The organism is Novosphingobium sp. RL4, assembly GCF_035658495.1.
Classification (GTDB): Bacteria; Pseudomonadota; Alphaproteobacteria; order Sphingomonadales; family Sphingomonadaceae; genus Novosphingobium.
The window spans coordinates 2,926,591-2,944,128 of the sequence record NZ_CP141944.1; the positions used below are offsets into that span (position 1 = coordinate 2,926,591).

The window sequence follows — 17,538 nt, forward strand, 5'->3', positions numbered from 1 at the left end:
CAAATCCTACAGGCAATGGGGGCTTACGAAAACATCATCCAGGGTTCGATCGGCAACGATGGCGGCCGGCTGGACAAGGCGCTGGCCGAGGCGAGCGGACTTTCACGCGAGCGCATCAAGGCGCTTATGGCCGAAGGCCGGGTCTCGCTTGCCGGTAAACCGGTTTCGCAGGGCTCGCTCAAGGTGGCCGGAGGCACAGCCTTCGCCATCGATGTGCCGGAAGCCGCCGCCGCCGAGGCGGTGGCGCAGGACATTCCGCTGAGCGTCGTGTTCGAGGACGAGTACCTTATCGTGGTAGACAAGCCGGCGGGGCTGGTCGTGCATCCTGCCGCAGGCAATCTCGACGGCACGCTGGTGAATGCGCTGCTGCATCACTGCCGGGGCCAGCTTTCCGGGATCGGCGGCGTGGCCCGTCCGGGAATCGTCCATAGGATCGACAAGGACACGTCCGGCCTGCTCGTCGTCGCCAAGACCGACAAGGCGCATGAGGGGCTGGCCGCGCAATTCGCCGATCATTCGATCGCACGTGCCTATCGGGCCGTCGTGTCCGGCAGGCCGATTCCGCTGGCGGGCACGGTAACGGGCGCAATCGGCCGGTCCAGTTCCAACCGCAAGAAGATGGCGCTGGTCGAGGATGGTCGCGGCAAGCATGCGGTCACGCATTACAGAACCATAGAATCGCTGAAGACCGCGAGTTTGGTGGAATGCCGCCTGGAGACGGGACGCACGCATCAGGTCCGCGTTCACATGTCGTCAATCGGACATTCGCTAGTGGGGGACCCTGTATATGGTCGTACACCTCCAGCGATTCGTCCGATTCTCCAGCGACTCGGTTTCTCCCGTCAGGCACTTCATGCCGCGGAACTTGGCTTCGTCCATCCCGTTACTGGAGAGAACGTTCATCTCGTCAGCCCGCTTCCCGACGACATGCGGACACTGATCGATGAACTGCGACACTGAAATCGGATAAATGTGCTATCTTGAAAAGGTGGCCCCAAGCTAAGACGCCTCGCAAGGGTCTTCGACCGCGGGCCGACCGGAAAGGACGGATATTGTGAGCAAGGAACGAAATCTCCCGGCGGTGCCGGCACTGGGCGGTGAGCAGAGCCTCAACCGTTACCTGTCCGAGATCCGCAAGTTCCCGCTTCTCGCGCCCGAGCAGGAATACATGCTCGCCAAGCGCTACAAGGAGCATGAGGACCCCGCCGCAGCGGGCCAGCTCGTGACCAGCCATCTTCGCCTCGTCGCGAAGATCGCGATGGGTTACCGCGGCTATGGCCTGCCGGTTTCGGAACTCATTTCCGAAGGCAACATCGGCCTGATGCAGGGCGTGAAGAAGTTCGAACCTGATCGGGGCTTCCGTCTCGCCACTTATGCGATGTGGTGGATCAAGGCTTCGATTCAAGAGTACATCCTGCGTTCGTGGTCTCTCGTGAAGATGGGCACCACCGCCGCGCAGAAGAAGCTGTTCTTCAACTTGCGCCGGATGAAGAAGAATCTCGACGCCTACGAGGATTCCGACCTTCACCCTGACGACGTCGCCAAGATCGCAACCACGCTCGGCGTCTCCGAGCAGGAAGTGGTCAACATGAACCGGCGCATGATGATGGGCGGCGATGCTTCGCTGAACGTCTCCCTGCGCGAGGAAGGCGAAGGCCAATGGCAGGATATCCTTGCGGACGATCGCCCGTTGCAGGACGAAACCGTTGCCGACGCCGAGGAAGCGACCGTTCGCCACGCCATGCTGGTCGAGGCGATGGACGGCCTCAATGAGCGTGAGCGTGACATTCTGATGGAACGCCGCCTGACCGAGGACCCGAAGACGCTCGAAGAGCTGAGCCAGGTCTATCATGTCAGCCGCGAGCGCGTCCGCCAGATCGAGGTGCGCGCTTTCGAAAAGCTGCAAAAGGCGATGAACCGGATCGCCAGCGATCGTAAGCTGCTGCCCGCGGGCTGATCGCCATTTGACGGAAATGCATGACCGGGTCGTCCGCAGGACGGCCCGGTTTTGCTTGTGCCGGCGCCGCTCGATCCCGGATGCAAGGTCAGGTCAGACCGAAACCGAAACGCCCCGCCAGATCGACCGTGCTCTGCTTGCCGAGATGCTTGATCGACGTCTCGCACCAGCGTTTGGCCGCCGCTTCCCCCGCATCGCGCAGCTTGAGCAGAAGATGCCGCACCGGCAGCAGTTTGGTCTGCGCCGGCATCGCCGCCAGTGTCGGCTCGTCATGAATTTCATGTAGGCGCAACCGCTCCACTTGCGCGATGAGTCCCTCGCCAGCCCGGTAATGCCCGATCGACGACTTGAGCAGGAACAGCCCCTGCAACTCCTTGCGCATCGACTGGTTGAAGCCGATCTCGGTTATGCGGTCCACGATCGCGGCGGCATTGCGCGGAGTGTGGTCGCGAAGCTGGGGATTGACGGTAATCAGCAGGAGGTCGTCGTTCGGGCTTTCCCGCACGAGCGGGACGAGCGGCGGGTTGGCGCTGTAGCCACCGTCCCAGTAATCCTTGCCCTCGATCGTCACCGGCGGAAAATACAGCGGCAGACATGCGGAAGCGAGCAAGGCGTCCGCCGTCAGCTCCTCGTTGCGGAAGATCCGCACCGCGCCGCTCTCGGCATGGGTTGCCGAAACGAAGATCCGCGGAGCCTCTTCCTTCGATATCGCAGTGAAATCGACATGATCCTCGATGACCTTGCGGAGGATCTCCTGCATTTCACGGCCCAGTTCCGGCGAGGCATGCGCCATGCCGAGATCACCGAAAACCGTACTCCACCATGAAGACATCGCGCGTGAAGTCTGCGGAAAGGCCTCGATCATGGGGATCAGCGGCCCTGCCTCGCGGCCTGTCCGGTTCAGGTCTTTCCAGAAAGAACGCAGCCGTTCGCGTGCTCCTTCCGGCCCGCCGGAAACGAGACCCGAAACGAGCACTGCCGCATTCATGGCACCGGCACTGGCACCGCTGACCGCACCGAACTGAAGACGTTCATCCTGGAGCAGTGCGTCCAGGACGCCCCAGGTAAAGGCACCGTGGGCGCCGCCTCCTTGCAGCGCAAGGTCGAGAGAGTGAACCGCCATTAGATGTTCTCACCCATGCTGCATCGCAACATGGCCATTCATAGCATCGGTCCGGGTTACTGGCCAGCAAAGGAGCGCCGCCCGGATGGAGTCGGGCGGCGGGGCCATGATTACGCCGGCGACGAATTGAGCGCGGCGAACGTATCGGCATAGCGCCCTTCCGCTTCGGCGTTTCGCAAGAACGCGAGACGCTCGACACCGATCAACTCCGGCGTTGGCACTTTTGCGAAAAGGCCCATCACTTCATCAATGAATGCACCCAGCGGCATGTAACCCTCACGGTCTGACTGCCCCGGCGTCAGTTCCGTCTGCACGGCAGGCGGGGCAAGTTCGATCACCTCGACCTTCCCGGACAGCGCAAAGCGAAGCGAATCGGTCCATGAATGGATGGCCGCCTTGGTCGCAGAGTAAACTGCAGCGCTAGCCAGTGGAACGAAGGCCAGACCCGAACTCACATTGACGATCGCCGCATCCGCCTGTTCGCGAAGATGGCCGATGAAGGCGTCGGTCATGCGGATCGGGCCCAGCAGATTGGTCACGACACAGGCTTCGGCGCGCGAAAGATCACGGGGGACCGAGGTATCCTCCAGCGGCATGACGCCCGCATTGTTGACGAGCACGTTGAGCGCCGGGAATTTCGCCAGCAAGCCTGCCGCAAACGACCTGATCGCTTCCGGATCGGCGACATCCAGCACCACCGGATGGATATTCTCCCGCCCCTTTGCCGTTTCCTCAAGGCTGGCCAGCGTGCGTCCGGTCACGATCACGACATTGCCCGCGTCATGCCAGCGCTGGGCCAGTTCACGACCAATGCCGGTACCGCCGCCGCTGAGAAGAATGGTGTTGCCGCTGATCTTCATGGGAAAGCTCCTGTGACGAGAGATTGCGAAAAGCGATGTAGTCCAATACTCTCTTTTGGAAAGTAGGCACCGGAATGTGCCGTACTCACCTGAAAGTAAGAAATGGAAAATCCGCCTGTCACAAGCTATTCCTCGACACCCGGCGTCGATGCACTCGTAAACGAATTGATCGGGCGCGTCGCCGACAAGTGGACCCTGCTGGTTCTTGAAGCGCTTGAGGAACAAGGCGAATCGCGCTTTACCGCCCTCGCCCGCATCGTGCCGGGCATCAGTCAGAAGATGCTCACGCAAACGCTTCGCCAGATGGAGCGCGACGGCTTCGTCCACCGCACGGTTCACCCCGTCATTCCGCCCCGCGTCGATTATCGCCTCACGCCTTTGGGGCACAGTCTGGGCGAGGCGTTCTGCGGTGTCTGGCTCTGGGCGGAGGCCAACCTCGAAACGGTCTCTTCCGCGCGCGCCGCATTCGACGCGAGGGATTGAACGCGCAGGCATCTTTCCCGCACCGCGCAACCTCGCTAGTCAGGGCCCGGACGGCGGCACTCCCGCGCGCCGGACAATCGGAACGTGGGGCTTCCTTCCTTTGCTGCGCATTCTTGCCAAGACCGTCTTCTGGTTCGTCGCGATCAGCGTGGGGCTGACCGTACTCTATCGCTTCGTGCCCCCTCCGGTGACGGTGACGATGCTGGTCGATGGCAATGGCATCACCAAGGACTGGCAGCCGCTCAGCCGGATAGACCGCAACATGGTCGCCGCCGCGATCGCTGCCGAGGACGGCAAGTTCTGCACGCACAACGGGTTCGACACCGCCGCGATCGAGAAGGCTTTCGAGCGCAACGCCACCGGCGGGCGCCTGCGCGGCGGCTCGACCATCAGCCAGCAGACCGCCAAGAACGTGTTCCTCTGGCAGGGTGACGGCTGGACGCGCTACTTGCGCAAGGGCCTGGAGGTCTGGTTCACCTTCCTGATCGAGAACCTCTGGGACAAACGGCGGATCATGGAGGTCTATCTTAACGTCGCGGAGACCGGAATCGGCACTTACGGCGTAGAGGCCGGCGCCCAGCGGTATTGGGGCAAGTCCGCCTCCAACCTGACGACGACCGAGGCCGGCCGCATGGCCGCCGCCCTGCCCAGCCCCAAGACCCGCAGCGTGAAAAGCCCCTCGGGCTTCACCCGCCGCTACGGCAACACCATCGCCGCACGGATCGGTACCGTGAAGCGCGAAGGCTTCGATTCCTGCGTCTACGAGTAAGCCCTTGGCCAGGGCGCAGGTTGACACGGTTGACACAGTCCTGGGATAAAAAACTCTCCTGCCGCCGTGAGGCAGCCTGACGACCCGTGCCTGCCGGATTCAGGCGCCATTCCCGCGCGCTGATACGACCCAAGGCACCAGCCTCTCCCAGCCACCATCATCGAAAGTTGAGCAAGTGGGCGCTTTGTCATCCGCTCAGGCATAGCGCCCCTGAAGGGATGTAGGAAAGCGTACGCGCACCGCGCCGATCACCGGCGCTTTTCAGGACCATGCTGCCCGGCAACCGCACAAACGAAAGGGGAGGAAGCTTGCGCTTCCTCCCCCGTCGTTTTCAAACCCGGTGGTTTCGATCAGAACTGGAAGTTGATCGAGGCCGAGAAGGTGCGCGGCGCACCGAGGTATGCGAAGGTCGTGTTGGTTGCGACGACGCCAGCATCGTCGAACGAACCGATGTAGTACTTGTCGAACAGGTTCGTCACGTTCGCCTGGAGATAGGTGTCCTTGCCCATGCCCAGGAAGCCGAGGTCCAGACGCGCATCGAGGTTCACAATGGTGTAACCGGGGATCTTTGCAGTCCAGATCTGGTCGCCGGCGCTGTTCACGACGGCGGTGTTCAGGCTGTTGTAGTAGCGCGAACCGGTACGCTTCAGCTCGGTACCGACCGAAAGCGGACCATAGTTGCCTTCGAGACGGCCACCGAAGCTGTAGGACGGCACGCCGCCTTCCATCTTGCCGCCGGTCTCGGCGACCGAGGTTGCACCGGTCGCCACGTCGTCGCGAATGTTCGACCAGAGGTACGAACCGAAGACATAGGCCTTGAAGTGGGTGCTCGGAGCGACGGCGAAGGTGCCGTCGATGCCGTAGCGGTCCACGGTGCCCAGGTTGGTGTAGGTCGTGCGGTCAACCGACGGATCATAAGCCGACGACAGGCGGTTCGAGAACTTCGTGTACCAGCCGCCGAGCGAGGCCTGGATCATGCCGCTGCGATAACGCACGCCGCCGTCGAAGTTGTCCGAGGTTTCGGGCTTCGGCTTAACAACGCCTTCGTCGAAGAAGAAGGAGTTATAGAGGTTGTCCGTACCCGGGACCTGAAGGCCCTTCGAGTAGTTGAAGTACAGGCTTGCGTTCGGCGCGACGTCGAAGGTGAAGCCTGCCTGCGGCAGCACGCGGTTGTAGTTGAACACGCGGTTGTCCGGGCCAGCAAAGCTGGTGTTTGCGTCCAGATTCGCCTGCTGGTCGGTCGTGTTGGTGGTGAAGCAGTTCACGTTGCCGCTCACGCTGGTGGTGAGGCAGTTCTGCGTCAGGTTACGACGGAAGAACGGAACGCGCACGCCAACGGCGACATGCAGACGGTTGTCCACGTAGTCACCCGAGTATTCGCCCGAAACCTGATGCAGGATCGCATAGGAAAGGCGGTCACGCTTCTGAAGGATGTTGCCGTCCACGTCGGTCAGGCCACCCTTCGAGTTGAAGTAGTGCACGGCCTCGCCGTTGGCCTTCAGGAAGCCGACTTCGCCGGTCTGCTGATGGCGGCCACGGTCGTAGGTGTAGGCTACGCGAACGCGGTTGTTGTCGTCGATGTCGTAGCGCAGCGAGGCGACGGCACCGATACGGTTGGTTTCGGTCTGGCTCGGAGCGGAAAGACGCACTGCGTCGCCACGCACGTCGTCACCGCCACCGATGTCGCCGTCGCCGTTGAGGTCAACGCCGCCGAAGTAGGGCGAACCGCCGATGTAGCCCGAAAGGCCAGCAGTGGTGGTGCCTTCATAGCCGATCACGGTGCCGCCACCGTTGGCCGAGGTGTACTGGTAGGAACCGTCGACGCTCAGCGTCAGCTTGTCGCTCAACGTGAAGCGCGAGTTCAGGCGAACGTTCGCGGTCTTCGAGGGGTTGTAACGGTATTCCCAGGCCGAACCGCAGCTGGAGGCCGTATCGGTAACGCCGGCCACGCCTGCAGGAATGGTGCAACGCGCGACTTCATAGGCATCGCGCTGCTTCTTGTTCAGCGGAATGCCGCCGGCCGAGAAGGGGGTTGCCGTGGTCATGGTCCAGTCGGACGTCATGTTGTTGCGGTTGTAGTTGTAGTGGCCGGCCAGCGAGATGAAATCGCCGTTGCTGCCGAGCGGCTGGTAGATCTTCGCGTTGAACTGCGTCTTGTCGATCTTGCCGAAGTTACCATAGAGCGCGTCGTAGGTGTCCTTCGAAGCCGAGAACCAGGCGCGCGTACCCGAAGAGTTCAGGTTGCCGGTGTTGATCAGGCCGAACACGCGCATCTTGTTCTGGTCGCCCACGGTGCCGACCATGCGGGCGCCGAAGTCTTCCGAAGGGTTGATCGAGCGGTAGTTCACCGTCGAACCCGAAGCGGCTGCGGTCGGCGAGTCGACGTCGGTGGTGCCGAGGTTGACGTTGACCTGCTCGATCAGTTCGGGGTCAAGCTGCTGGTTCGAATAGAGCGCGTAGCCGCCCGTATCGTTCAGCGGCAGGCCGTCGAAGGTCTGCGAGATGCGCGTGTCGTCGAAACCGCGGATCATCAGGTTACCGCCCGAAGAGCCGAAACCGTCATAGTTCTGGAAGTTGACGCCGGGGATCAGGTTGATCGTTTCGTTGATCGTCTGCCCGGGGGTGCCACGCGAGATCAGTTCCTGTGTCAGGACCTGCTTCGCCTTCGGAGAATCGGGGATCTCGATACCGGCGACGCCACGGTCGGTGCTGCCGGAAACGACGATCTCGTTATCGAAGTCCTGCGAACCGGTCGACTGGGCGAAGGCGGGAGCCGCCAGGAATGCGACGCCAACGGCAAGCGTGCTGGTCGCGGTGGAGAGAATCGATTGGAACTTCATTTTAGCCCCCTGAGCTTTTCAGAATGGGTTTGCGCGAAAATGCGGAGAGGTTGCCCCGCCGCAGGATTGCTGCGGCTGCTAAGAGCAGGGCAATATGACAATCTTCTGACGCACGGGATTCATTTCTGATCCGCAACGCGCAATTTTCTGACGTGATGAGAGTTAATTTGTCACAGACAGCATTTTATCACATATATTCAATATCTTAAACGCCAATATGACGATTTGCGGTGCGGCATAAATGTCACGTCACAGCAGATCCCGGTCCGTGCTGCGAAAGCGGGACGAGTCGAGCGATCCGTGTAATGATACGTCATAGCTTGCTGATAAGGCCCTGAGCATGCGAAGCCATCGCCATGGGAACCGCGCATAATCACCACGCTCACGACGATCATGACCATGGCCACGGACATGGCCATGCGCATGGTCACGGCCATTCGCATGGACATCACCACCATGCCCCCCCGGCCCCAGGGGATGCCGGGAAGGCCTTCGCAATTGCGGTAGCGTTGAACGTCGGCTTCGTGATCGCCGAAGGTGCGGCCGGGCTCATCAGCGGCTCGATGGCACTGCTTGCAGACGCCGGGCACAACCTGTCCGACGTCCTCTCACTCCTGCTCGCCTGGGCGGCCAGTGTGCTGGCGGCCCGTCCGCCATCGGAACGGTTCACTTACGGCCTCAAGAGTTCATCCATACTGGCGGCAATTGCCAACGCCGCGCTGCTGTGGGTCGCGATCGGTGCGATCCTGGTCGAAACGGTGCGGCGCTTCGCGGAACCGGCTCCTGTCGGCGGCACGACGATGATCGTGGTTGCCGCGATCGGCATCGCGGTAAATGCGCTGTCGGCGCTCCTCTTCGCCAAGGGCAGCAAGTCCGACCTCAACTTGCGCGCGGCATTCGTCCACCTGATGGCCGATGCCGCCGTATCGGCTGGCGTGGTCATCGCCGGCATCGTCATCATGTTCACCGGCTGGCAACTCGTCGACCCGCTGGCCTCGCTCATCATCACCGCCGTCATCGCCTGGTCGAGCTGGGGCCTCCTGCGCGAATCGCTGCGAATGGGAATGATGGGCGTGCCCGAAAGCATCGACATCGCCGCCGTCCGCACGTTCCTGGAAAGCCAGCCCGGCGTGACGCGCGTCCACGATCTTCACGTCTGGCCGATGAGCACAACCGAAACCGCACTCACCGCGCATCTCGTCATGCCGGGGGCCGAGCGAGGCGACGGCTTCCTCCATGCCCTCAGCCATGATCTTGAGCACCGCTTCGGCATCGGCCACCCGACCGTCCAGATCGAAACCGACCTCGATTCCCCGTGCGCACTGGCGAGCGAGACGGTCGTCTAGCTCACGAATTCATGCCGCGCACCGAGGAAATCGTCTGGGTCGATCGCGAAGCCGGATGAAACGCAGCCGGAATGCGTCAGGCGCAGCTTGAGTTTTTCGGAGAAATGCGACCGGGCCCGCGTTTCATCGGCGATCTTCCAGACCAGCGCGTAGATGCCGTTCTGCTCCTTCGCCAGAAACGCGCCTAGCGGCCCTGCCTCCGCATCGTCCGGTGCGATGAACGCGACCCGCGTGTCACCGACGCGCAGCAGCACGCGCCGCGCCGGCTGCGGCATCGTGGTCCGCGTGTCTTCCAGAACTTCGCCGTCGACGATTTCGGTGAAGAAATGCAGGGCCGAGGCCATGTCTCTCGTTACGCAAGCGATGTGGTCCAGCCCCGTCACGGTGCAGTGGTGCCCTGCCCCGACGCGCGGGTCCCAGTTGCCGCGATCCCACGGATCGTTCGGCATCGGCAGTTCGCAGACTTCCAGAAGCACGCCGCCGGTCGATTCGGGACGGACGAAGAAGAACACGCCATAGTCGCTGGCGACAGTGCACCCGGCCTCGCGGAAGGCCGTGCTGGCTGCCTTGCCGTCCGCCACCTTGATCTCGAACGAATGGAACGCCTGCCCGATCCGCGCGGCCTGCCGGGCATAGGGCTTGGTCAGGTCTTCCGGATGGCGCGGCGCCATCGGCTCCACCATGTGATCCGTCACGTAAAGCAGCACCGCATCGCGGTCTTCGGCAGGGAAGTAGTTTTCCGCGAAGACCAGCCCGCCCAGTGCATCCTGGTAGAGCAATCGGCATGTATAGATGTCGGTGGTCGCATGGATCGTGTGAATGATCCGCGAAACGGCGATACGCCCGGTCAATGGCCCCTCCTCTTCGTTTTGCGGCAGGGTGCGCGGGTGCGCCGCCCATGCCAAGCCGGGCCGCGACAATCGGGTACAATATCGTGATTGCGGCAACGCGGCCGGCGATTAGGAGTTGTCCCTCCAGACGATAGACCTCCGCGACATGGGACACGATCAGGATGACCCGACTTTCCAATTCCCGAATTCTGCTGGCCGCCGCGCTGGGCTGTGCGCTCGTGCCGGGCATCGCCCTGGCGGATACCAAAGGCGACATCGAGGCGCGCTATGAGCAACTTCGCGTCGCCATGGATTCCCGGGAGCCTGCGCAGATCAAGCCATTGCTCGCCGCCGACTTCGTACGCACCGATCTTGGCGGCAACAAGATGTCTGCCGAACAGATGATCGAAGGGCTGACGATGGTTCCGGTGGACCCGGACCGCAAATCAGCCACTACCGTGCAGTCGGTCACGCTCAAGGGCGATGTTGCCGAGGTCGATCAGCAGCAGGTCGCCAGCGACACCCGTGAAGGGCGCGACGGGCAAACGCATACGTTCGGGATGACTTCGATCTCCCACGATACCTGGGTGAAGAGCGAAAAGGGTTGGCTGCTCCGGACGACGGAGACCCAATCGATGACGATTTCCCGTGACGGTACCGTCATGCGCACGATCAACAAGGGCGAGGCGATGGCCCAGGGCCGCCGCGGCAGCATGGGCCCACCGGCCCCAGCCCCGGGAAGCCGCTGATCTGCAGCCCCGCTGCCCCTCCGAAAGGACGGCAGCGGTTCATTTCCAATGAAAAGGCCCGCCCGGAACAACCGGACGGGCCTTTTTCATGAGGGCTGAACTTGAAGAGTTCAAGCCATCGCGACTGCCTCAGGCAGCCGCTTCGGTCTTGTCGCCCTTGAGCACACGAACGGGTTCCTTGCGGCCTTCGACCACGTCCTTGTCCACAACGACTTCGGCGATGTCGCCTTCGGTCGGCAGGTCGAACATGGTGTCGAGCAGCAGCCCTTCCACGATCGAGCGCAGGCCGCGTGCGCCGGTCTTGCGATCGATGGCCTTCTGGGCAATCGCTTCAAGCGCTTCGTCCGTGAAGGTCAGTTCGACTTCTTCGAGGTCGAACAGTTTCGCGTACTGCTTGATGAGAGCGTTGCGCGGTTCCTTCAGGATCTTGACCAGCGCCTCGATGTCGAGGTCGTTGAGGGTCGCGATGACCGGGAGACGGCCGACGAACTCGGGAATCAGGCCGAACTTGAGCAGATCTTCCGGCTCCGCCTTCTGGAGCAGTTCGCCCACGCGGCGCTTGTCCGGATCGGCGACATGCGCGCCGAAACCGATCGAACGCTTCTGGAGGCGGTCGGCGATGATCTTTTCAAGACCCGCAAAGGCGCCGCCGCAGATGAACAGGATGTTGGTCGTGTCCACCTGCAGGAATTCCTGCTGCGGGTGCTTGCGGCCGCCCTGCGGCGGAACCGAAGCGGTGGTGCCTTCCATCAGCTTGAGCAGCGCCTGCTGCACGCCTTCGCCCGAAACGTCGCGCGTGATCGACGGATTCTCGGCCTTGCGGCTGATCTTGTCGATTTCGTCGATGTAGACGATGCCGTGCTGCGCCTTCTCGACGTTGTAGTCGGAAGCCTGGAGCAGCTTGAGGATGATGTTCTCCACGTCCTCGCCCACGTAACCGGCTTCGGTCAGCGTGGTGGCGTCGGCCATGGTGAAGGGCACGTCGAACGTCTTGGCGAGCGTCTGCGCGAGCAGCGTCTTGCCCGAACCGGTCGGCCCGACGAGCAGGATGTTCGACTTGGAAAGTTCCACGTCGCCCTGCTTGCCGCTGTGCTTCAGCCGCTTGTAGTGGTTGTGCACCGCTACCGACAGAACGCGCTTGGCACGTTCCTGCCCGATCACGTAGTCGTTCAGCGTCTCGCAGATTTCGCGGGGAGACGGCACGCCGCCGTCCTTCTTGCCCGCGATCCCGGCCTTGGTCTCTTCGCGAATGATGTCGTTGCAAAGCTCGACGCATTCGTCGCAGATGAAGACCGTGGGTCCCGCGATCAGCTTGCGCACTTCGTGCTGCGACTTGCCGCAGAAGCTGCAGTAGAGGGTGCTTTTCGCGTCAGATCCGCTCAATTTCGTCATTTTCCGTCTTTAGGCCCGTTCGAGGCGACTCGTCCAGTCTACCCTGCTCCGGACCGGTTTTGCAATCCTAGGCCGATTCCCTTGCCCCCGTAATCCTTCAAGAGGACTGAAGGGCGGGGTTCGAAGACCCCACCCTTCCGGTCATGCTCAGGCGTCGGCCGGCTTGTCGCCATCAGGGCGCGTTTCGAAGACCTTGTCGACGAGGCCGAACGCCAGCGCTTCCTCGGCTTCGAGGAAGGTGTCGCGGTCCATCGCCTTCTCGATCTCGTCGAGCGACTTGCCGGTGTACTTCACGTAGAGATCGTTCAGGCGCTTGCGCATCCGCAGGATTTCGCGCGCCTGGATCTCGATATCCGAAGCCATGCCCTGCGCGCCGCCCGAGGGCTGGTGCACCATGATGCGGGCATTCGGCAGCGCGATACGCATGCCGGGCTCGCCGGCGGCCAGCAGGAAGCTGCCCATCGAGGCGGCCTGGCCGATGCACACGGTCGACACGCGCGGCTTGATGTACTGCATCGTGTCGTGGATCGCCATGCCCGCCGTAACGACGCCGCCCGGCGAATTGATGTACATCGAGATGTCCTTCGAGGGATTTTCCGACTCGAGGAACAGGAGCTGCGCGACGATCAGCGACGCCATGTGGTCTTCGACCTGGCCGGTGATGAAGACGATGCGTTCGCGCAGGAGGCGCGAGTAGATGTCGAAGCTGCGCTCACCGCGGCTGGTCTGCTCGACGACCATCGGCACCAGCGCGCCGGTCACGGGATCGGTAGTGAACTTTCCTTGGGCGCCCGTGGCGCCAAACAGGTCGAGCATGGGAGTCCTCTTCTGGTTTGGACCGCCTATGTCGCGTGCCCATCGCCGATGTTCAAGGGCTTTAACGATCTAACGCGGATGGATGTGGGATAACGTCCTCACGCGGCAGGCAGGCGGGCGGGATGGGAAGGCATCGGCCATACGAAAAACGGCCCGGCGCATCTCCTGCGCCGGGCCGCTTCACGAAATCAAGCCGAAAGGAGATCAATCCTCCTTGGCGGCAGCCTTCTTCTTGGCCGGAGCCTTCTTGGCCGGCTTTGCCTCGGCATCGGCTTCGGCAGCCTCATCCTTCTTGGCAGCGGCCTTCTTGGCGGGAGCCTTCTTCGGCTTTTCCTCGGCAGCAGGAGCTTCCTCGGCGGCCTCTTCCTTCTTGGCAGCAGCCTTCTTCGCCGGAGCCTTCTTGGCCGGCTTCTTGGCTTCGACCGTCTTTTCGCCGTCGGTGTCGGCCTCGATGGCGGCCTGGAGCTCGTCGCGGGTCACTTCACGCTCGGTGACTTCGGCCTTCTCGATCAGGAAATCGACGACCTTGTCTTCGTAAAGCGGCGCGCGCAGCTGGGCGGCCATCATCGGGTCCTGCTGGACATATTCGAAGAAGCGCTGACGATCTTCCGGGCGATACTGCTGGGCAGCCTGGCCGACGAGCATCTGCATTTCCTGCGCGGTCACTTCGACGCCGTTGGACTGGCCGATTTCCGACAGGAGCAGGCCAAGACGCACGCGGCGCTCGGCGATCTTGCGGTAGTCGTCCTTCTCGGCCTCGATCTCGGCGAGAGCGGCTTCCGGGTCTTCCTCGTGGCTGGCTTCGTGCGTGAGCTGCTGCCAGATCTGCGCGAATTCGGCTTCCACCATGGTCGGCGGCACGTCGAAGTCGTGGCCGGCGGCAAGCTGGTCGAGAAGCTGACGCTTCATCGCGGTGCGGGTAAGGCCGGCAGTTTCCTGCTCGAGCTGGCCCTTGAGCAGGCCCTGGAGCTGCTCAAGGCTCTCAAGACCCAGTTCCTTGGCGAAATCGTCGTCGATCTTGCTTTCGGCGGGAGCCTTCACTTCGTGCGCCACGATGTCGAAGGTGGTTTCCTTGCCGGCAAGGTTCGGAGCCTGGTAGTCCTCGGGGAAGGTCACGGTGATGACGCGCTCTTCGCCGGCCTTGATGCCTGCGAGCTGCTCTTCGAAGCCGGGGATGAAACGGCCGGCGCCGATGACCAGCGGGGCCTTCTCGGCCTTGCCGCCTTCGAACTCGACGCCGTCGAGCTTGCCGGTGAAGTCGATGATGACCTGATCGCCGTCTTCAGCCGCGCCGTCCTTGGTCTCGAAACGCTGCTGCTGCGAGGCAATGCGCTCGACCGCTTCGGTCACGGCGTCTTCAGCGACGGGCACGACCAGCTTCTCGAGCTTGAGGCCGTCAAGCGAGGGGGCTGCGATCGTGGGGAGGATTTCGAGGCTGACGGTCAGCTCGGCGTCCTTGCCCTGCTCGTAACCCTCGCCGAGGGCGACGTCGGGGTTCATTGCAGGGCGCAGGGCGTGATCGGCGACCAGCTTGTCCATGGCTTCGCGGATAGCCGCGTTCAGCGCGTCCTGGTGGATCGCTTCGCCGTGCATCTTCTTGACGAGATTGGCGGGGACCTTGCCGGCGCGGAAGCCGGGCATCTTCACCTGCGGGGCGATCTTCTTGATTTCGCCTTCGACACGGGCCGTGATGGTCGTGGCGGGAATGGTCACCGTGTAGGCGCGCTTCAGGCCTTCGTTGGTGGTTTCGACGATCTGCATTTCAAATGCCTTCCTGTGCAATTCAACGGGCCTTACGGGCCAATTCTCGCGACTTATCTCCCCCAGGGCGGCGTAATGGTGCGGGCGAAGGGACTCGAACCCCCACATCTTTCGATACTGGTACCTAAAACCAGCGCGTCTACCATTCCGCCACGCCCGCAAAGATCAAGCCTGAAACTCAAGGGACGTGCCCTTATAAGGACACGCGGAAAAGGGCAAGCGCCGCGAGTCGCGCTATGTGCAAGTCCGTTGCGGCGTTCCCGCTGCGGGATGGATTGCCGCCACCCCGTCTTCCGCCGTCTTGCCCCTGCCCTGCACGCTGCCCACCTTGGATGGAACAGTGCAGAAATGAGAGGTAATCGATGGCCACGCAACCAGCCGACAATCCCGGTGACACCCCGCCGGAAACGCCTGTGCCCCCGGCCGACCCCGGCGAGCCGGACGCACCCACCGAGATCCCCGAAACCGGTCCGGATTTCGACCGGCCCGAAACCGGGCCGATCGAAATGCCTCCTCCGGACTGAACCTCAGTCGCGCCCGGCAAGGCGCGAGAACGTCTCCAGAAGGGAGATAGCTTTCGCGCCCCGCGGCTGTGCCGAGCCCGTCACCACCGGGCATTCCAGGCAATAGGCCTGCGCGCCCCGGGTAGAGAGCATCGCGGTCAGTTGCTGCATGGCCCGGTCCGCCTGCTGGTCCCGGCGCAGGGAAACCAGGCTGGCGAAATCGTAGGCGCCCATTCCGCCCAGCCGCGCCTGCTGCGGCTTCGAGGTCAGGCCATTGACGAAGCGGGTGATCGAATCCTCCTCGCCCTTGAGGTAGACGGCCTGGAACTTGCCGTTGCCGACACCGCCAAGGCGCGCTGCCTCTGCAAGGGCCGCATCGAGATTGCCGATCTTGTCGACCAGACCGATGCGGCGCGCCTCCTCGCCCGGCCAGACCCGCCCCTGCGCGATCGCGTCAAGTTTTTCCGGCGTCGTCTTGCGGGCGGCGGCGGAAAGGCCGACGAACTTGCGATAAGTGCTCTCGATCGAGGCCTGCAACATCCCTTCGACCTCGGGCGTGAAGCCCGCGAAAACATCAGGCTGGCCGGAAAGCGGCGTGGTCGTCACCCCGTCGCTCGTCACGCCGTAGTCCGCCAGCGTCTTCTCGAAGCTGGTCACGACCGCGAAGACGCCAATGGAGCCCGTGATCGTTTCGGGCTGCGCGAAAATCTGCTGGCCGGGCGTCGCGACCCAGTAGCCGCCGCTGGCCGCCATGTTGCCCATCGATACGACGATCGGGATCTTGCGCGCCTTGTAGCGCTCGATCGCGCGGCGAATCCGCTCAGCCGCCATGGCCGAGCCGCCCGGCGAATCGACCCTGACAACGAGCGCCTTGAAGCCCTCGTCGATATTGTCGTCCAGCAGGTCGGCGATACGGTCACCCCCGGCCTGTCCCGGTCCGGCATCGCCATCGACGATCTCGCCCGCGATGGTAACGACACCGATTTTGGCGCCCTCTCCCTTCTCGGGATTCGCGGCGAGCCACGGCTGAAGGCGGGTTGCCTTGTAAGGCAAGTCGCCGTTTTCGTCCTTGCCCGCGATTTCGGCGACGCGGTTCTCGAACTCGGTACGGTCGCCGATACGGTCGACCAGACCCGAAGCCTTGGCGCCCTGTGCGAAATCGCCGCCCGAGGCCTTGGCCCAGGCGATCGGATCGCCGGTCATCTGGTCAAGCCGGGCCTGCGGGCGGGCGCGCGCGATGTCGGCCTTGTAGCCGCTCCACAGCGCACCGTAGATATCCTGATAGGCCTCACGCGCGGCGGGCGACATGTCGCTGCGGATATAGGGCTCGACGAAGCTCTTGTAGGTGCCGGCGCGGTAGACATGGGCGTTGACCTTGAAGCGGTCGATCAGGCCCTTGAAGTAGAGGTGGTTCCCACCCGGCCCGGCGACGAAGGCACCGCCCATCGGATCGACCCAGACCTCGCTGGCATGGGCCGCCAGCTGGACGCCGTCATCGGCATAGGCATTGGCGAATGCGAGCACCGGCTTGCCGGCCTTTCGCACCGCGTCGAGCGACTTTCCGATCTCCTCGATGTGCACCATGCCGCCCCCGAGGAAGCGCGACAGATCGAGCACGACCACCTTGATCCGCGAATCCGTTGCCGCCAGCGCCAACGCCCGTTCGATATCGCGCGCCTGATACTCTCCGGCAGGTGCCTCGGTGCTCATCAGCAGCTTGAGCGGATCGATGTTGCTCTTCTCCTCGACGATGTTCCCGTCGAGTTCGAGGAGCAGCGCGCCGTTCTCGATCTTGCCCGCCGAAGGCCGTGCGGTGAGCGCGGCATAGAGCAGCGCGAAGAACAACAGCAGGAAAATCAACGCCAGGGCATCCTTCACGCCCACCAGCAGTTTCCAGATCTTGCGCGCGAACGTCATGAATTCACCAGCCTTTCGATCCCCATGCCATAACGCCCGAACGGCGGCGCGGCCAGAGCAAGCGAAAGGGAAGGAACCGATACCGCCCAAGTTCCCGTCCGTGCGAAACCCGCAAGCAAAGCCCTTGTACCCAAGAGATAGGCCGCCGACCCAAAATACACCTTGAGCCCACCCCCACCCGAGCCTAAGGCC

15 protein-coding genes and 1 tRNA gene are annotated in these 17,538 nt (G+C 62.8%); 7 read left to right on the forward strand and 9 right to left on the reverse strand.

Translation table 11 applies throughout. The features are described from left to right. Window positions 1-15 precede the first annotated feature (15 nt). Window positions 16-960: an RluA family pseudouridine synthase gene (locus tag U9J33_RS14210; protein ID WP_185996960.1), complete on the forward strand. Its 945-nt coding sequence runs from the start codon at window positions 16-18 to the stop codon at window positions 958-960. Between the two features lie 94 nt (window positions 961-1,054). Further along, window positions 1,055-1,957 carry an RNA polymerase sigma factor RpoH gene (rpoH, locus tag U9J33_RS14215; protein ID WP_132469330.1) on the forward strand — a complete coding sequence of 301 codons (903 nt, stop codon included), beginning with the start codon at window positions 1,055-1,057 and terminating at the stop codon, window positions 1,955-1,957. Window positions 1,958-2,045: 88 nt separating this feature from the next. Here rpoH and U9J33_RS14220 read toward each other — a convergent pair whose 3' ends face one another. Both U9J33_RS14220 and U9J33_RS14225 read right to left on the reverse strand, forming a co-directional pair. After that, entirely contained in the window at window positions 2,046-3,080 is a 1,035-nt protein-coding gene (locus U9J33_RS14220) for a patatin-like phospholipase family protein (protein WP_324696195.1), read from the reverse strand. A 110-nt stretch (window positions 3,081-3,190) separates the two neighbouring features. Further along, window positions 3,191-3,940 (reverse strand): SDR family oxidoreductase, encoded by a 750-nt coding sequence (locus U9J33_RS14225; protein ID WP_054440640.1) that lies wholly within the window; start codon window positions 3,938-3,940, stop codon window positions 3,191-3,193. A 102-nt stretch (window positions 3,941-4,042) separates the two neighbouring features. On the opposite strand from U9J33_RS14225, the gene U9J33_RS14230 reads away from it, so the two are divergent. Both U9J33_RS14230 and mtgA read left to right on the forward strand, forming a co-directional pair. Further along, on the forward strand, window positions 4,043-4,423 hold the full coding sequence (locus U9J33_RS14230; RefSeq protein ID WP_054440643.1) for a winged helix-turn-helix transcriptional regulator: 381 nt from the start codon (window positions 4,043-4,045) through the stop codon (window positions 4,421-4,423). A 103-nt stretch (window positions 4,424-4,526) separates the two neighbouring features. Continuing rightward, window positions 4,527-5,192 (forward strand): monofunctional biosynthetic peptidoglycan transglycosylase, encoded by a 666-nt coding sequence (mtgA, locus tag U9J33_RS14235; RefSeq protein WP_054440704.1) that lies wholly within the window; start codon window positions 4,527-4,529, stop codon window positions 5,190-5,192. A gap of 350 nt (window positions 5,193-5,542) precedes the next feature. Here mtgA and U9J33_RS14240 read toward each other — a convergent pair whose 3' ends face one another. Next, entirely contained in the window at window positions 5,543-8,032 is a 2,490-nt protein-coding gene (locus U9J33_RS14240; RefSeq protein WP_324696198.1) for a TonB-dependent receptor, read from the reverse strand. A gap of 356 nt (window positions 8,033-8,388) precedes the next feature. Between U9J33_RS14240 and U9J33_RS14245 the strand changes: the two genes are divergently transcribed. Further along, on the forward strand, window positions 8,389-9,378 hold the full coding sequence (locus tag U9J33_RS14245; RefSeq protein ID WP_324696199.1) for a cation diffusion facilitator family transporter: 990 nt from the start codon (window positions 8,389-8,391) through the stop codon (window positions 9,376-9,378). Here U9J33_RS14245 and U9J33_RS14250 read toward each other — a convergent pair. Next, on the reverse strand, window positions 9,375-10,229 hold the full coding sequence (locus tag U9J33_RS14250; protein ID WP_324696200.1) for a VOC family protein: 855 nt from the start codon (window positions 10,227-10,229) through the stop codon (window positions 9,375-9,377). The two genes, U9J33_RS14245 and U9J33_RS14250, sit on opposite strands and share 4 nt — an antisense overlap. 161 nt (window positions 10,230-10,390) lie before the next feature. Between U9J33_RS14250 and U9J33_RS14255 the strand changes: the two genes are divergently transcribed. Then, on the forward strand, window positions 10,391-10,957 hold the full coding sequence (locus tag U9J33_RS14255; RefSeq protein ID WP_324696202.1) for a nuclear transport factor 2 family protein: 567 nt from the start codon (window positions 10,391-10,393) through the stop codon (window positions 10,955-10,957). Window positions 10,958-11,086: 129 nt separating this feature from the next. On the opposite strand, the gene clpX is transcribed toward U9J33_RS14255, so the two are convergent. The 4 genes from clpX to U9J33_RS14275 all read right to left on the reverse strand — a co-directional run bounded on the left by clpX (window position 11,087) and on the right by U9J33_RS14275 (window position 15,086). Beyond that, complete coding sequence (gene clpX / locus U9J33_RS14260) at window positions 11,087-12,349, reverse strand: ATP-dependent Clp protease ATP-binding subunit ClpX (protein WP_054440653.1); 1,263 nt, start codon at window positions 12,347-12,349, stop codon at window positions 11,087-11,089. A 147-nt stretch (window positions 12,350-12,496) separates the two neighbouring features. Then, window positions 12,497-13,165 (reverse strand): ATP-dependent Clp endopeptidase proteolytic subunit ClpP, encoded by a 669-nt coding sequence (clpP, locus tag U9J33_RS14265; RefSeq protein ID WP_054440656.1) that lies wholly within the window; start codon window positions 13,163-13,165, stop codon window positions 12,497-12,499. A 204-nt stretch (window positions 13,166-13,369) separates the two neighbouring features. Next, on the reverse strand, window positions 13,370-14,926 hold the full coding sequence (gene tig, locus U9J33_RS14270; protein ID WP_054440658.1) for a trigger factor: 1,557 nt from the start codon (window positions 14,924-14,926) through the stop codon (window positions 13,370-13,372). 76 nt (window positions 14,927-15,002) lie between these two features. Continuing rightward, window positions 15,003-15,086 (reverse strand) — tRNA-Leu (locus U9J33_RS14275). Between the two features lie 202 nt (window positions 15,087-15,288). Between U9J33_RS14275 and U9J33_RS14280 the strand changes: the two genes are divergently transcribed. Then, window positions 15,289-15,450: a hypothetical protein gene (locus U9J33_RS14280; protein ID WP_165913258.1), complete on the forward strand. Its 162-nt coding sequence runs from the start codon at window positions 15,289-15,291 to the stop codon at window positions 15,448-15,450. A gap of 3 nt (window positions 15,451-15,453) precedes the next feature. Here the strand turns inward: U9J33_RS14280 and sppA are convergent, their stop codons facing one another. Beyond that, window positions 15,454-17,346, reverse strand: coding sequence for a signal peptide peptidase SppA (gene sppA / locus U9J33_RS14285; RefSeq protein WP_324696207.1), 1,893 nt, complete (start codon window positions 17,344-17,346; stop codon window positions 15,454-15,456). Between the last annotated feature and the right edge of the window lie 192 nt (window positions 17,347-17,538).

What these genes read in the sequence shown, in the direction of transcription:
- U9J33_RS14210 (WP_185996960.1), top strand. Translation starts at nt 16, where the DNA reads ATGGGGGCTTACGAAAACATCATCCAGGGTTCGATCGGCAACGATGGC.
- U9J33_RS14220 (WP_324696195.1), bottom strand. Translation starts at nt 3,080, where the DNA reads ATGGCGGTTCACTCTCTCGACCTTGCGCTGCAAGGAGGCGGCGCCCAC.
- U9J33_RS14225 (WP_054440640.1), bottom strand. Translation starts at nt 3,940, where the DNA reads ATGAAGATCAGCGGCAACACCATTCTTCTCAGCGGCGGCGGTACCGGC.
- U9J33_RS14230 (WP_054440643.1), top strand. Translation starts at nt 4,043, where the DNA reads ATGGAAAATCCGCCTGTCACAAGCTATTCCTCGACACCCGGCGTCGAT.
- U9J33_RS14240 (WP_324696198.1), bottom strand. Translation starts at nt 8,032, where the DNA reads ATGAAGTTCCAATCGATTCTCTCCACCGCGACCAGCACGCTTGCCGTT.
- U9J33_RS14245 (WP_324696199.1), top strand. Translation starts at nt 8,389, where the DNA reads ATGGGAACCGCGCATAATCACCACGCTCACGACGATCATGACCATGGC.
- U9J33_RS14255 (WP_324696202.1), top strand. Translation starts at nt 10,391, where the DNA reads ATGACCCGACTTTCCAATTCCCGAATTCTGCTGGCCGCCGCGCTGGGC.
- clpX (WP_054440653.1), bottom strand. Translation starts at nt 12,349, where the DNA reads ATGACGAAATTGAGCGGATCTGACGCGAAAAGCACCCTCTACTGCAGC.
- clpP (WP_054440656.1), bottom strand. Translation starts at nt 13,165, where the DNA reads ATGCTCGACCTGTTTGGCGCCACGGGCGCCCAAGGAAAGTTCACTACC.
- tig (WP_054440658.1), bottom strand. Translation starts at nt 14,926, where the DNA reads ATGCAGATCGTCGAAACCACCAACGAAGGCCTGAAGCGCGCCTACACG.
- U9J33_RS14280 (WP_165913258.1), top strand. Translation starts at nt 15,289, where the DNA reads ATGGCCACGCAACCAGCCGACAATCCCGGTGACACCCCGCCGGAAACG.
- sppA (WP_324696207.1), bottom strand. Translation starts at nt 17,346, where the DNA reads ATGACGTTCGCGCGCAAGATCTGGAAACTGCTGGTGGGCGTGAAGGAT.